12 protein-coding genes and 2 tRNA genes are annotated in these 14,091 nt (G+C 43.2%); 11 read left to right on the top strand and 3 right to left on the bottom strand.

All coding sequences use genetic code 11. The features are described from left to right. The first annotated feature begins 26 nt into the window (after nucleotides 1-26). From FIV04_RS07985 to FIV04_RS07970, 4 genes are all read left to right on the top strand, one after another. On the top strand, nucleotides 27-689 hold the full coding sequence (locus FIV04_RS07985; RefSeq protein ID WP_150894504.1) for a DUF2726 domain-containing protein: 663 nt from the start codon (nucleotides 27-29) through the stop codon (nucleotides 687-689). 976 nt (nucleotides 690-1,665) lie between these two features. Next, nucleotides 1,666-2,166 (top strand): hypothetical protein, encoded by a 501-nt coding sequence (locus tag FIV04_RS07980; protein ID WP_150872624.1) that lies wholly within the window; start codon nucleotides 1,666-1,668, stop codon nucleotides 2,164-2,166. Nucleotides 2,167-2,480: 314 nt separating this feature from the next. Further along, nucleotides 2,481-2,557 (top strand) — tRNA-Val (locus FIV04_RS07975). 75 nt (nucleotides 2,558-2,632) lie between these two features. Further along, a tRNA-Val gene (locus tag FIV04_RS07970) sits at nucleotides 2,633-2,709 on the top strand. Between the two features lie 68 nt (nucleotides 2,710-2,777). Here the strand turns inward: FIV04_RS07970 and FIV04_RS07965 are convergent. Together FIV04_RS07965 and FIV04_RS07960 are read right to left on the bottom strand one after the other, a co-directional pair. Then, nucleotides 2,778-4,091, bottom strand: coding sequence for an aspartate aminotransferase family protein (locus tag FIV04_RS07965; RefSeq protein ID WP_152468796.1), 1,314 nt, complete (start codon nucleotides 4,089-4,091; stop codon nucleotides 2,778-2,780). Nucleotides 4,092-4,194: 103 nt separating this feature from the next. Further along, the gene (locus FIV04_RS07960) at nucleotides 4,195-5,082 is read right to left on the bottom strand and encodes a LysR family transcriptional regulator (RefSeq protein ID WP_152468795.1); all 888 of its coding nucleotides are present in this window, start codon (nucleotides 5,080-5,082) and stop codon (nucleotides 4,195-4,197) included. 194 nt (nucleotides 5,083-5,276) lie between these two features. Here FIV04_RS07960 and glaH point away from each other — a divergent pair, with 194 nt between their 5' ends. Both glaH and lhgO read left to right on the top strand, forming a co-directional pair. After that, a complete protein-coding gene (gene glaH / locus FIV04_RS07955; protein WP_152468794.1) occupies nucleotides 5,277-6,236 on the top strand; it encodes a glutarate dioxygenase GlaH in 960 nt (319 codons plus the stop codon). Nucleotides 6,237-6,353: 117 nt separating this feature from the next. Beyond that, entirely contained in the window at nucleotides 6,354-7,628 is a 1,275-nt protein-coding gene (gene lhgO / locus FIV04_RS07950; protein WP_152468793.1) for an L-2-hydroxyglutarate oxidase, read from the top strand. A 97-nt stretch (nucleotides 7,629-7,725) separates the two neighbouring features. Here lhgO and FIV04_RS07945 read toward each other — a convergent pair whose 3' ends face one another. Next, complete coding sequence (locus FIV04_RS07945; RefSeq protein ID WP_032548901.1) at nucleotides 7,726-8,670, bottom strand: LysR family transcriptional regulator; 945 nt, start codon at nucleotides 8,668-8,670, stop codon at nucleotides 7,726-7,728. A 153-nt stretch (nucleotides 8,671-8,823) separates the two neighbouring features. Here FIV04_RS07945 and FIV04_RS07940 point away from each other — a divergent pair, with 153 nt between their 5' ends. The 5 genes from FIV04_RS07940 to FIV04_RS07920 all read left to right on the top strand — a co-directional run bounded on the left by FIV04_RS07940 (nucleotide 8,824) and on the right by FIV04_RS07920 (nucleotide 14,087). Continuing rightward, nucleotides 8,824-10,269, top strand: a complete 1,446-nt coding sequence (locus FIV04_RS07940; protein ID WP_152468792.1) for an NAD-dependent succinate-semialdehyde dehydrogenase — start codon at nucleotides 8,824-8,826, stop codon at nucleotides 10,267-10,269. A gap of 346 nt (nucleotides 10,270-10,615) precedes the next feature. Further along, on the top strand, nucleotides 10,616-11,650 hold the full coding sequence (locus FIV04_RS07935; RefSeq protein ID WP_152468791.1) for a TRAP transporter substrate-binding protein: 1,035 nt from the start codon (nucleotides 10,616-10,618) through the stop codon (nucleotides 11,648-11,650). A 112-nt stretch (nucleotides 11,651-11,762) separates the two neighbouring features. After that, the gene (locus FIV04_RS07930) at nucleotides 11,763-12,341 is read left to right on the top strand and encodes a TRAP transporter small permease subunit (protein WP_152468790.1); all 579 of its coding nucleotides are present in this window, start codon (nucleotides 11,763-11,765) and stop codon (nucleotides 12,339-12,341) included. Continuing rightward, on the top strand, nucleotides 12,338-13,660 hold the full coding sequence (locus FIV04_RS07925) for a TRAP transporter large permease subunit (RefSeq protein WP_152468789.1): 1,323 nt from the start codon (nucleotides 12,338-12,340) through the stop codon (nucleotides 13,658-13,660). The genes FIV04_RS07930 and FIV04_RS07925 overlap by 4 nt, the downstream gene beginning before the upstream one ends. 1 nt (nucleotide 13,661) lies before the next feature. Continuing rightward, complete coding sequence (locus FIV04_RS07920) at nucleotides 13,662-14,087, top strand: universal stress protein (protein WP_152468788.1); 426 nt, start codon at nucleotides 13,662-13,664, stop codon at nucleotides 14,085-14,087. Nucleotides 14,088-14,091: the final 4 nt, after the last annotated feature.

The raw sequence follows: 14,091 nt of genomic DNA, 5'->3' as shown, positions 1-14,091 counted from the left end.
CTAGTTCATAGTGAAGCAATGGCAAAATGACGAATATTTTTATTGTTGTAATTCTCCTGGTTGTATTCTTTTACTTCATACAAAAATATGTGGTTAAACATGATGATACAAAAGATCATGCTTACCAAAAGAAAGGGGCATTACTGAACATGCAGCAAGCTGCCTTTTACAACGCACTGAAATCTGCAGTGGGTAATCACGGTGCTGTTTTTGCAAAAGTCAGCATGACGAGCGTGTTAGCACCGGCCAAGTCAAACTCTAAAAAGAACTGGTTTATTGCTAACAATAAAATCTCCCGTAGTTACTTTGACTTTGTTGTTTGCGATCCAAGAACGCTAGAACCGCGAGTCATTATTGAACTTGATAACGGCAAGGAATTGAACAAAGGGAAGGTAGACCGTGAAAAACTGCTTATTCACGTATGTAAATCAGCGGGTTTACCTTTGATAGGAGCGTCAATTAAACACAGCTATCAGGTGAGCCGTTTGAAGAGATTACTTGCCGCACACATTGATTTGATTGAACCTTCTAAAGAAGTTCGCTTTTGTAAGAAGTGTGGTTCACCAATGATCATTAAGCTTGCTAGTCAAGGTGAACACAAAGGTCGTCGATTCTTCACATGTAGCCGCCAACCAAACTGCACCTACACTGAAAACTACAACGTTGTTTTCGAAAGTGAAGAAGAATAGTCATTTTCAAAACAATTCAAATTGAATAGGGCAGGCACTTTTGCCTGCCTTACTGACTTCTCGTCAATTTCCTTTCTTAGATACCTGTCTATTTATTACCTATCTTAAGTACACTCATATTTATTATGGTTTAGTTTCTAATAATTATTGGAGTACTCCGATTAGTACTCTATTTATTAGAATTACTTTTTACTAAAAATGTTGATTAGTTAACTCTAATATCAATAGAGTGAGACTTACGATTGTGTTGATTTTATTGATATATAAATCAGAAAACTCGCCTGAGTGCCTATCTCTACTGATGTTTAGAGTCAATAATTACAAACAAACACTTTTGTAAGCCTATGTAAGGTCAAATAAACTTTAGTAAAATCGATTGATTGTGTGATTGTTTTTGTAAATAATATTTTTCAAACAAAATAATAATAAAAACGTCTAGTTGGAAATATATAACTAGGAGAAGTATGAAAAATTGCAAACACAAATCTGTCGTTCGCTTGCACCGAACTAGCATAGAAAAGTTACTGTTAATCAAACAAAAATACCGATGCACTATTTGTCATAAGATAATTAAAATCAGATAGTGACAATAGGGCTAAAAAGGGAAATTAGTACATTAAATTTACACACCATAGAGTCAAAGCAATGATGCTCTGTTTATGGGAATTATGGCTCAAATAGAGTGAGCCTTCTGCAACTCGCTCTATATAAAAATAATAAAAACAACAACGTCTTGGCATTTGTAAGGGTAGTTATTTCTACCCTTTTTTTTAAGCAGTGTTTACAGGAGCATTTTTTAAAAATAAAAATTCAGTAATAGTGGTTAGTGACATTAAGCCGTTATGTCATAGTCATATTGAGGTGAATGAAAAGTGTCTGAGTGACGAAAATCCACCTTAGACATAAACTTTCACTATTAATAATAAAATGAAATATCCCCTTGTAATAAAAAATACAATAAATGAGAGATTTGGGTATGAGCACAACAACAGATGCCGACACTTTATTTAAAGACAGCTACCTATTAGGCGCTATGAAGTTGATCTTTAATTATAAGAACAATGAAAACGACAGAAACTTCGAATCTATGTATCGTCTTGTACACAACCAGCAGTTGTTAACGATATCTAATGAGTGCGATAAGATCAGAAAAATTGGGCAAACATTGGACAAGTATAAACCAACTTCTGAAATGGTTGCGGCTTTCTATATTATTAGTGAGGAGAGACCATCGGTATACTTTATGTTCATTGACAAGCTAATAAATAGAAGATGGACACACGCGTCAGATCCGATTGTCCACCTAGATCGGTTGCTTTCTTCTATACCAAGCTCAGACAAACTGGGAAGGTTCAACCTTATCGTAGGGATCATCACTTTGTTTAATTACTACGACCGCGGGCAAAAAATGCAGTCTTTGGTTCTTACATTGCCGAAAGAATATGCACTTCCAAAAATTAAGAATAGTATGGGTTAGTTTTGGATAGAGATAACTTGCTGATATTCATTGCGAGCATATTTAGTTTGGTTGGTATCTATACAATAGAGATTCGTTAGCGATACCAATTTTATAATCATCAGTTTCCATCGCACGCTAATTTAAAGCACTCCACAGCGAGTGCTTTGTTTCTATCTCTCCACCTTAATGTGACCCAACTCAATAAAACGAGCTAGGTTGAGTCTAAAAAACCGACGCTTTGTTGATATAAAGAGCAAACGGTTGATTTAAAGTAAATTTATACTTGCACCATTTCACCTGTGTCGTTAATATCTTCCTCGTTCTTAAGGAATGGGTCCGTAGCTCAGTTGGTTAGAGTACTACCTTGACATGGTAGGGGTCGGCGATTCGAGTTCGCCCGGACCCACCACCCCTTAAGTTGTTTTTGTCAGAACAACAGGCTTTAGTCACACGAGACTTAATCAAGCAAAAGAACACAAAATTTGGGTCCGTAGCTCAGTTGGTTAGAGTACTACCTTGACATGGTAGGGGTCGGCGATTCGAGTTCGCCCGGACCCACCAAATTTTCATACTTAAGTATGGCAAAAAGCCCGCAGTTATGCGGGCTTTTTTGTATCTGAAAATCAGTCCTAAGCAAACTCTTTGGCTACATCAGAGAGAGTTTCGACGATGACATCAATGTGCTCTTTTTCGATGATCAGCGGTGGGGACAGGGCGATGGTATTACCCATACTACGAACCATAACGCCTTTGTCGTAGCAGCGTTTAAGGATATCAAAACCGATTGGTTTGCCGTGAGACGCTTCTGCGAACTGCACTGCACCGATTAATCCATAGTTACGGATATCAACAATGTTACCTGTTCCCTTCAGTGAATGAAGTCCTTGCTCGAAGTACTGCCCAATCTCACCTTTTGCTCGGGTAAGTAATCCTTCTTTTTCATAGATATCCAGAGTCGCTAGTCCAGCAGCACAGGCAACAGGGTGCCCTGAGTAGGTATAACCATGGAAAAACTCAACCGTGCCTTCAGGTGCACTGTTTACGACGGTGTTGTAGATATGTTCGCTAGAGAAAACAGCACCTAGTGGTACAACACCACTGCTGATCCCTTTTGCTGAAGTAATCAGGTCGGGTACAACATCAAACTCTTCGGCGGCAAAGGCAGAGCCTAAGCGCCCCCAGCCAGTGATGACTTCATCAAAAATCAGTACCACATCATGACGCGTACAGATTTCACGTAATCGACGCAAATAACCTTTGGGTGGCAGGATAACGCCGCCAGCGCCTGAAATAGGCTCAACAATAACTGCAGCAATAGAGTCAGCCCCATGAAACTGGATAAGACGTTCTAATTGTTCGGCTTTCTCTACGCCATTTTCCGGTAAGCCTTTACTAAACGCGTTGCGTTCGATGTCGAGCGTATGATCGAGGTGGTCGGTCGCAAGCAGTGGACCAAAACCCTTACGATTAGGTGTTAAACCACCTACGGATATTCCTCCAAAGTTAACCCCGTGATAGCCGAGTTCACGGCCAATCAGTTTGTATTTACCTGTGTTACCTTTGGCTTGCTGATAAGCCAATGCAATTTTAAGTGCACTTTCAACGGCTTCGGATCCTGAATTGGTGAAGAACACTTTATTCAAACCCGGTAGTGTGTGTTTGATAAGACGTTCTGCAAACTCGAAACCGATATCATGCCCAAAATTGAACGGTGAACTGTAATCTAGCTTTGCGACCTGCTTTGCCATCGCTTCACCTATAGAGTTACGACCGTGGCCTGCATTTACACACCAAAGGCCAGCAGTCGCATCAAGCAGTTTGACGTTTCTATCAGAGTAGCAATACATACCCTCGGCGCGATTAATGATTCGAGGGTTGGCCTTGAAGTCGCGGTTTGCAGTGAACGGCATCCAGAATGCGTCGTAATTTACTTTTTTTTCCATGGTCGACATGCTCTGTGTTTGAAAATGTAGCGAGAATGTTATCCACGGCAAAACACCAATAAAATCACTCCGAATAAATATAAAGATTTATCGTCATCAAACTTTAGTCGTGTTGTTGGTCGCGCAATGTGCCTTGTAAGAAGCTGACGAATGCCTTTGCGGCCGTTGAAAGGTAGTGACTCGATTTCCAACCAATCCCTAACTGTAATGGGATAGGGGGATCAAACGGAATGGCTTTCAGCTGCGGATCGTTAGCAACCAAAATTGGTAAGCAGGTACCAATGCCAATCTTCCGGCGGACCATAGATTTAAGCAGTTCAGGTAGGTTGGTCTCAAAGTGAATATTGGGCTGAACTTTGTTTTGTTGGCAGTAGGTATTGATCGTTTCACGCAAGAAATAGCCATTTTTAAACAGTACCAAGGGCTGCTGGCAAAACTCTTCTAAAGTGATGTGATTTCTCGCTGCGAACTCATGATTAGTGGGAACACAGGCCGCAATTTGATCTTGAGCCAACAGTGTATGGCGAATCTGCTCGTGTTCGCGGTCACCTCTTATCAGCGCTAGGTCGAGTTCGCCATTAACAAGCATTTGCGCCAATGTCGCTGTACCAGCTTCGTGGACATTAATTTGAATTCCGGGATACGACTTTTTAAATTGCTCCAACGCGTCTGGAAGGTAGTAAGAAGCAAGCATTGCCGGCGCACCGAAATTAATCACTCCACTGGTTAATCCTTTCAACTCTTGTAGCTCTTTTTCAGCTTGTTCAACGTCTTCCAAGATGATTTTTGTGTGACGAAGCAGCACTTGCCCTTCGGCGGTCAGACTCATCTGTCGCTCGGTTCGATTAATCAGTTTGAGCTCCAATTGCTGTTCAAGCTTCTTGATACTGGTACTGAGCGCAGACTGTGCTATCCCAAGTTGATCGGCGGCTTTGGTAAAGTTTCCAGTCTTTGCCAACTGGCTGAAATAGTAGAGACGTTTCAAATCCATTTTCTTTGCCATCTATTTTATATATGAAAACTATATCTACCATATATTGTTAATATGATCTCGCTGTCGTTATAGTTTTGTTAACTCAAGGCATGGCTGATATCTAATGCTCAACATTGGTTAGTCATTCAACTTTTTAACAACAAATATTATGAAAAAGCCGCTCAGCGGCACAGTCAAAAGGAAGTGAAACAATGAATATCGCGACGGTTTTTAGTGAAAACGTACAAGAGAAAAGTGGATTTATTATCTCGCAGCACCCAGAAAACTCACGTCTACAAGTGGTCACATTAGCGAAAGCAACGCTGGATAAGTTTTCTGAGCTAACGCAAGACTACAATCTTCAATCATTAGAATATAAAGCTTTTCTTCGTTTCGCTGTGGCCGATGCTCTTGATAAGGCGTGTGACTACCAGTTGGGTAAATTTCTCGTGGCGACCATGGAAGATAGAGAAACAGGCGCTTTTCTGCTAGAACCTGATGCAGAAGCGAAGGCGGCATTTGACGACAGTGATGAGCAGCGTGATTTCTTTGTTATTTTGTCGACCGCAATATCTCATTTGATCGGGATTCCTAACTTCGATGCGATGTATGGTAAGTATTACGCGCGCTTCACCGTTAAAAATGATGACAATAGTGATAGTTATCTACGTCAGGCACATCGACGTATGGAACTTCACAATGATGGAACTTACGTTCAAGAGCGTACGGATTTCGTATTGATGATGAAGATGGATGAAAAGAACATGGAGATGGGCGACTCGTTATTGTTGCACGTTGATGATTGGCAAGATTTAGAGCGTTTCTATCATCATCCAATGGCGAAGCAAGATATTGTGTGGGGTGCACCGCCAAGTAAGAATGTCGGTTACACAGTAGATCACCCTGTGTTCTTTGAAGAGGATAAAGATGGCAAGCCTCATATGTTGTTCATCGACCAGTTTGCACAGCCGCAAAACATGCAGCAAGGCCTTTACCTTCACCAAATGAGTGAATCTCTAGAAAGCGATACTAACTGTTTTAATGTCCGTGTGAACGTCGGCAGTATGTTGGTGGTACAGAATCATTGTTGGTTGCATGGCCGCGATAAGTTTGTGGCAAACCCAGGCCTTAAGCGTGAGCTACTGCGTCAGCGTGGGCACTTTACTCGCTAGTTTTCGATCAATGATGATCAATAAGCGACTTGAACGACAGTAATGCGTTAAGTCGCTTAACTATAATAAAAATAGAGAAAGTAAATAAAAAACGAAAAGAGTGAAGGAGCACCAGTCTTGGAAAAAGTGTATGACTACGTCGTAGTCGGCGGTGGCATAGTAGGGGTATCGACGGCTTGGCAATTACAAAGCCGCTTCCCAGATAAATCGATTTTGTTGATAGAAAAAGAATCCGGCTTTTCGCATCATCAAACGGGTTATAACAGTGGCGTTATTCATGCTGGCGTTTATTACGCGCCGGGTAGTTTGAAAGCGGAATTTTGCAAAGCGGGTGTGGAAGCGACGACGACGTTTTGTGCAAAACACGACATCCCTGTTGAAAACTGTGGCAAGTTGCTGGTCGCAACGTCTCAACAAGAAGTTGAGCGCATGCACGCGTTATATTTGCGTTGCCACGAAAATGGTTTGGATGTTGAGCTAATTGATGAACAGGAATTAAAGCGTCGTGAGCCAAACATTGTGGGCTTAGGCGCCATTGCGGTGTCTACGACGAGCATTGTTAATTATCGTGTTGTGACCGAGAAAATGGCTGAAGAGTTTGTCTCTGCTGGTGGCACAGTGTCATTAAACACCGAAGTGACGGGATTGAATGAATCGCCAGAGCGAATTGTCGTAACAGCTAATATCAACCAACAAGCGACATCTTATGATGGCAACTTTTTGGTGGTTTGCTCAGGTCTAATGGCGGATCGTTTAACACGTATGATGGGCATTGAAACTGATTTCCAAATTGTTCCATATCGCGGTGAATACTATCGATTACCAGAAAAATACAACGATATTGTGAATCATCTTATCTACCCAATTCCAGATCCAGACTTACCGTTCTTAGGCGTGCATTTGACTCGAATGATTGATGGCTCAGTCACTGTTGGGCCAAATGCCGTGCAAGGATGGAAAAGAGAAGGGTACGGTAAGATCAATTTTAGTGTTCGTGACGTGATGGATATGGTGCGTTTCCCAGGTTTTTGGAAGGTTACCGCGAAGCACCTAAAGACGGGGTTAATTGAAACCAAGAACTCGTGGTGGAAGCCTGGTTACTTAAAACTAGTAAACAAATATTGCCCTCAAATCCAAGTGGAAGATCTGGAACCATATCCTGCCGGTATTCGTGCACAAGCGGTACTTAAAGACGGTACATTGGTGCATGATTTTTTGTTCGCTGAAAGCGAGCGAAGCCTCCATGTCTGTAATGCGCCATCTCCTGCAGCAACATCTGCAATACCGATTGGCGGTTATATCTGTGACAAGATCATTGAAAAGCAGCAAATAGAGATAAGTTCAGATTCACTAGCTCAACAAGATAATAAAACAACGTCAGAAGTGGCTTAAGTCGAACATAGAGTTTAACTCGTTATGTTCGTATTAATAAAAATGCCTGGGCAGCAACGCTCAGGCATTTTCATTTTACGCTATTTCTCATTTTCTGTCATATAGCTAACTCAGTAGCTTGCTTACGATAATAGTCGCGCATTGTTTTGGTAAAAAGTGAGCGTACTTTATTAAGCCCGGACGTTTTCTTGGTGATCGCCATGATTTCCAAATTGTAGTAACGGCGGTCGGGGGCGATAGCAACAAGCTCACCCGATTCGACATAAGGTTGAGCATATTGTTCAGGCAAGTAGCCAATAAAGCGAGAAGACAAGAGTAGCGCCATACGAGACTCGTAGTTATAGGCGGTGGCTTTTAGGTTCATATTGGCCAAGTGCCCATTAATACGTTCTTGGGTTTTGATTCCAGCATAAACCACTGGAAAGCCGTCGATCACCTCATCAGTCAGTTCATGATCATCGAGTTGCGCCAACGGGTTGTTATTACTGGCATACAGATAACAAATATCCGTGTAGATATGCTCATACTCTAATCCATCAAGCGCTCTGTGGTAGGGGATAAAGCCGATGTCAGCTTCTTCCTGCATCACCATTCTTTCGATCTCAGTCATTCTTGCGACTTCAGCCGTCAGATAAACCTCTTGCGCTAGTTTTGAAAACTTACGAATAACAGTAGGAATACTAGCGCGTTTGTCTAGGCTGATGGTGTCGCTAAACAGCACCGTCAAACTTCCCGATAACTGAATATCTAAATGATTGATTGTGTTTCGAAAGTCCTCTAGCTCTCCCAGTAATTTAACCGTTGCTTCATAGACAACAACACCTTCTTCCGTTAGTGCGAACCCTGCGCGGCCACGTCTACACAGAATGAGGTTGAGTCGAGATTCTAAGTTAGAGATATGAATACTGATCGTTGAACGACTAATGTTGAGTTCTGTTTCGGCGGCAGAAAAGCCACCGCAATCGGCGACGACCTTAAATATCTTTAACTGCTTTATTTCGTAGTCACCAATTTGACCGACAGGCGAAGGATTCTTTGTCATTGTTTTAGGCTCATAAAACTTCATGTTTAAAGGGGAACATTTATCCCGATTAAGCGTTTGTTATTATTTTGTTATGTAAGTGGCTGATTATGCGTCAAACAAATTAAAGAATCTTTGAAGTTGTAGGAATTTATAAAATTAGGGACTGAAGTGATGAAACAATTAGATCTAGTAGTATCCCAATGCCTCATTAATGGCGAATGGGTAGAGTCAATTGATGGCAAACAATTTGAGGTTGTGAACCCAGCGACAGGTGAAGTGATAACGCACGTGCCGGATATGGGACAGCAAGAAGCGACAACCGCCGTGTTAGCCGCCCATGATGCATTTTTAGAATGGAAAAAAACAACCGCAAAGCATAGAGCGGGATTGTTGAGAAAATGGTTTGACCTCATCGTCGAGAACGCGGATTCACTGGCTAAATTACTCACATCAGAGCAAGGCAAACCGTATAAAGAAGCATACGGCGAAGTGATGTACGGAGCCTCATTTCTTGAGTGGTTTGGCGAGGAAGCGAAACGAGTCTATGGCGATATTATTCCATCTGCGAACCCTAACACACGCTACATGACAATTAAGCAACCTATCGGTGTGGTGACGGCAGTGACACCTTGGAACTTTCCAATCGCAATGATCGCTCGCAAAGTTGGGCCTGCGTTGGCCGCAGGGTGCACTGTGGTGGTTAAGCCGGGAGAAGATACCCCGTTGTGTACGCTGGCGATGGCGAAACTTGCCGAGCAGGCCGGCATTCCTAAAGGCGTGCTAAACATTATCACCACGTACACACCTGCAAGTGTTGGTGAGGTGCTTTGTCAGCATCCTTTGGTTCGAAAAATCTCATTCACCGGTTCAACGCCTGTTGGCAAACATATACTTCGCCAAGCTGCGGATACAGTCAAAAAAGTCTCCCTTGAACTGGGTGGCAACGCGCCATTTATTGTCTTTGAAGATGCGGACATTGAAAAAGCAGTGCAAGGTGCGTTGATTTCGAAATATCGAAATGCTGGCCAAACCTGCGTATGTACTAACCGTTTGTATATTCATGATTCGGTCTATGACCAATTTGTTGAGCTTTATACTCAAGCCGTGCGTGGCTTGGTGATTGGCGATGGCCTCTCTGATGGCACTGATATTGGCCCTCTGATTAATCAAAAAGCGGTAGATAAGGTGCATGGTTTAGTCGAGCAAGCGATTGAACAGGGGGCAACTCTTGTATTAGGGGGAAGCGTATCTAAGGTGGGTGATCAGTTCTATCAACCTACTATTCTGACCAACGTCACTGAAAAGATGGACATCGCACACCAAGAGTTATTTGGCCCAGTCTCGACCATTTTCCGTTTTCGTGATGAAGAAGAAGTTATCCAGCGAGCAAACGACACACCTTATGGCTTAGCCGCTTATTTCTACACACAGAATCAAAGTCGAGTGTGGCGCGTTAGTGAAGCACTTGAGTACGGAATTGTGGGGACTAACGAGGGGATTATATCCACAGAAGTCGCCCCATTCGGCGGGGTTAAGGAGTCTGGGAGTGGGCGTGAAGGCTCAAAGTATGGCATTGATGACTACTTGGAGATCAAATATCTATGTCAGGGCATCTAGTCGTCAGTTTATGACCTCCCAGCGTTTTGTTTGAAACATGCCTTTCATCTTATTGCAGTAACGAGAAACTTATTTCGATACCTCGCATGAAGCAGCACTCGATGTGCTGCTTTTTTTCGTTCTGCATCCCGGAAATTGTTGAATGACGAGCCCCCGTTTTTTGCATAGTCAGTTATCAAAACTGCAAAGGTTTGAGATTTATAAAACTTTAGGTGGATAAATATGAATTTAATGAATGTAAACAAATTGTAATTATTGTTCACAAGGTGACAACGAGGAACTGAAGCGTCACCCAGCACTGTTTTGGAATAACTAGAACAGCGAGATCATATCAAGGAGATTATTCATGTTTAAAACCTTAGGCAAACTACGCAAAAGAAGTGTAACTAAACTCGTTGCTGGATATGCATTGGCTATTTCTAGCACATTTTTTACTGCGTCTCAGGCCTTTGCGGCAGAGCATAACTGGCGATTTGTGAACCTATACTCTCGCGGTACCGCTTATGGTGAAGTGTATAAGAGCTTTGCTGAAAACATTGAAACCATGTCTAATGGGCGTATTGCCGTTCAAGTGATGTATGCCGGTGAAGGCGTTGGTCAGACTGGCGTTTTGGGTTCGGTTAAATCTGGTTTAATGACAATGGGCGCACCTTTCCAACCGATGCATGCGGGAGAGTTCCCTGCAGGCGTTGTTGAAGTGGGTTTGCCAGGTATGACTGATGATGTCGGTGAGCTGAGTGCGCTATTCCACGAGAAAGGTTGGGGTGAAGTACTTGAAGAAGCTTACGATAAACAGAACTTGGTATGGCTGGAACCATACATTCAACTGCCGGTTTATGTGCTGACCAAAGAGCCAATTAACTCTGTGGAAGATTTTAAAGGCCTTAAGATTCGCGCGCCAGGTGCTTACGGAAAGTTCCTGCGTAATCTAGGTGCTTCACCGGCTTCACTGTCTTGGAGTGAAATTTACACCAGTCTGGCTACAGGTGTTATCGATGGGTCAATAGGCAGTAACTTGATTGACCATAGAGACGGAAACCACGTCGAAGTGGCGAAGTACATGTACCGCTTGCCGATCGCTGGTGCGCAGGCCCTTCCTATTGTTGTCAACAAAAGCGCGTGGAACAAGCTACCTGAAGATCTTCAAGCCATTGTTCGTGCAGCAAGCTCAGTTCACGCTCGTGAGCAGATGACAAAATCCCGCTTATGGGAGTCTCAAGCGATTGCTGATATGGAGGCAAAAGGCATGAAGTGGAGCCCTGAACCGAGTGTTGAAGATATCGCTAAATGGAATGGTGCTGCTGGCTCTTTATGGAGCGAATATGCTGACGCTGACAAATACAGCCAACGCCTAATCAAAATTGTACAAAACAACGAATAAAAATTTGGTTTATCACTGATTTCAAATCATAGGGTAGATGTCGAATTATCAGTGAAATTGCCAATCTAGGGGGCTTGCCCCCTTTTCCTATTTGCTGCTAGGGATGAAGGTTATGTTTACTAAGGTGTTAACTGCCTATTGTTTGGGCATTAATCGGGTTGTGTATTGGGTTGGAGTGTCTGCATCGGTGTTGATGCCAATCCTTGCAGCCACAGTCGCCTTTGAGGTGTTTTCTCGATATGTATTAGGTGAACCCACTATATGGGCATACGACGTATCACTGTTTTTATTTGGCTACATTGCTGCTCTGGGTGGCGCGTTAGCGCAGCAGAACAAGGCGCATATCAATGTTGATGTTCTTTATCTGTCAGTCTCTACAAGACTTCGTTCACTGTTCAATCTATTTTCCTACTCGTTAGCGATTTTCTTTCTTTGTGTCGTGATGATGATGGCATTTGGCAAGTTTGAAGAGGCGGTGGAGTTTAACTACCGACGCCAGTCTGAATGGGCCCCATCAATGGCACATTTTTGGGTGATGATGATGTGTGCGAGCGCGGTGTTCATTGCCCAATTTACTAGCGACATGGTGCAGGACATCTATTTCGTTATCACAGGCAAAGATTTGATTGAACGAGAAGTAGAAAGTATCGAACAGCCACAAGAATTAATTGAACAGGCGGGGGATGCATGAGTATTGAGGTATTAACGCTGCTTCTTATCGGCTGTATTTTATTTAGTTTTGCATTAGGTGCACCGGTTGGTCTCGCACTTGGTGGTATCGCTATGGGGATGGGTTATTTAACGTGGGGAGAGGGCATATTTAACTTAGTGCCAACCACCATAGAGAGTAACTTCTTTAGCTTCATTTTGTTGGCTATCCCGCTTTATATCTACATGGGACAACTTCTTACACGCTCAGGTATCGGGGATGCGATGTTCAACGCTAGTCAGATGGTGATCGGGCGTATCCGTGGCTCATTGGCGATCAGCGTCATTGGTGTCTGTTCTATGATTGGTGCCATGGTGGGCATCATCGGGGCAGGGATCATGACATCGGGGAGCATCGCGCTCAAACCGATGTTAGAACGTGGTTATGATAAACGTCTCGCCCTAGGTGTGATTATGGCAGGCGGCGGATTGGGAATCCTGATACCACCGAGTATTCCTATGATCATGTACGCGGCCACGACTCAGAACTCAGTGGGACGCATGTTCTTAGCCGCGATCATTCCAGCTTTGATTTCCATAACCTTGTTAATCGCCTATGTCGTTATCAGCTGTAAGTTCAATCCGAAGAAAGCACCTTTAGGTACGGGCGCGGAAAGCTCGATGACGGGCAAAGAGAAGATAAGAACTGCTCGTGACGGCATGTTCTCGCTGTTACTCATTGTGGCTGTGTTGGGCAGTATTATTACAGGTATCGCGACTCCAACTGAATCTGGGGCTATTGGTGTTGTTGGTGCGATTCTTTTGGCTATTGTGTTTAAGCGCTTTCGCTTTGAAATGTTCAAATCTTCTGGCTTTGAAACAGCGATGTTGGTCAGCGTATCGATGTGGATCATTTTAGGCGCTTCTCTGTTTAGCAACTTCCATATGCTGAGTGGTGTACAAAACATGGTCGCCCAAATAACGCAAGATCTCGGTTTGCCCCCATTAGGCGTGATTATCCTTCTACAAGTCATTATGTTGTTGCTGGGTTTTATCATCGACGAACTGATCATCGTATTGATGTGCGCACCGTTGTTCACGCCAATAGTGGTATCGCTAGGTTATGATCCTATCTGGTTTGGAATTTTGATGATTCTAAACATCGAGATAGCGGTGCAGACACCCCCTTATGGCTTTGCGTTGTTTTATCTAAAAGGTATTGCTCCGCCGGGTGTCAGTATGATGGATATCTATCGATCCATCTTGCCGTTCATTTTGCTGAAATTATGCGTCTTAATCGCCTGTATGTTGTTTCCTGAAATGGTGATGTGGCTACCTAACAAGGTTATGGGGGCAAATTGATATGAGTCTGAACAGAATTTTAATGCCTGTTGATCTTGCCTATCCAGAAGTGGTCAAAAGGGAAGTCGAAATGGCACTCAAACTGATCTCGGAAAATGGTGTGATTGATATGCTTTATGTGGATGATGCGCGAGTGCACCACAGCATGGTACCGACGGTAAGTGGGTCGACATTCTCGGATAAACACCTAAGCGTTTTTGACAGTGTACAAACTATGTTGGAAGAGTTGGTGCCAAGACCACACCGCGGTAAAAGCATCATACGTAATGGGATTGTATTTGACGAAGTGGTTATTCAAGCGAAGCAGTCGAATGCCGACGCGATTGTGATGGCATCTGCCAAACCAAAGTTTCGCTCATATCTACTGGGCTCTAATGCTGCGAAGGTTGTTCGCCACGCACATTGCTCGGTGTTTGTCGTGCGCTGATTGA

Source organism: Vibrio sp. THAF190c, from assembly GCF_009363355.1.
GTDB lineage: Bacteria > Pseudomonadota > Gammaproteobacteria > Enterobacterales > Vibrionaceae > Vibrio > Vibrio fortis_A.
This window is presented reverse-complemented; position numbering and strand designations above follow the sequence as displayed.

Coding starts and splice junctions, on each gene's coding strand:
- FIV04_RS07985 (WP_150894504.1), top strand. CDS start 27: ATGACGAATATTTTTATTGTTGTAATTCTCCTGGTTGTATTCTTTTAC.
- FIV04_RS07980 (WP_150872624.1), top strand. CDS start 1,666: ATGAGCACAACAACAGATGCCGACACTTTATTTAAAGACAGCTACCTA.
- FIV04_RS07965 (WP_152468796.1), bottom strand. CDS start 4,091: ATGGAAAAAAAAGTAAATTACGACGCATTCTGGATGCCGTTCACTGCA.
- FIV04_RS07960 (WP_152468795.1), bottom strand. CDS start 5,082: ATGGATTTGAAACGTCTCTACTATTTCAGCCAGTTGGCAAAGACTGGA.
- glaH (WP_152468794.1), top strand. CDS start 5,277: ATGAATATCGCGACGGTTTTTAGTGAAAACGTACAAGAGAAAAGTGGA.
- FIV04_RS07945 (WP_032548901.1), bottom strand. CDS start 8,670: ATGACAAAGAATCCTTCGCCTGTCGGTCAAATTGGTGACTACGAAATA.
- FIV04_RS07940 (WP_152468792.1), top strand. CDS start 8,824: ATGAAACAATTAGATCTAGTAGTATCCCAATGCCTCATTAATGGCGAA.
- FIV04_RS07935 (WP_152468791.1), top strand. CDS start 10,616: ATGTTTAAAACCTTAGGCAAACTACGCAAAAGAAGTGTAACTAAACTC.
- FIV04_RS07930 (WP_152468790.1), top strand. CDS start 11,763: ATGTTTACTAAGGTGTTAACTGCCTATTGTTTGGGCATTAATCGGGTT.
- FIV04_RS07925 (WP_152468789.1), top strand. CDS start 12,338: ATGAGTATTGAGGTATTAACGCTGCTTCTTATCGGCTGTATTTTATTT.
- FIV04_RS07920 (WP_152468788.1), top strand. CDS start 13,662: ATGAGTCTGAACAGAATTTTAATGCCTGTTGATCTTGCCTATCCAGAA.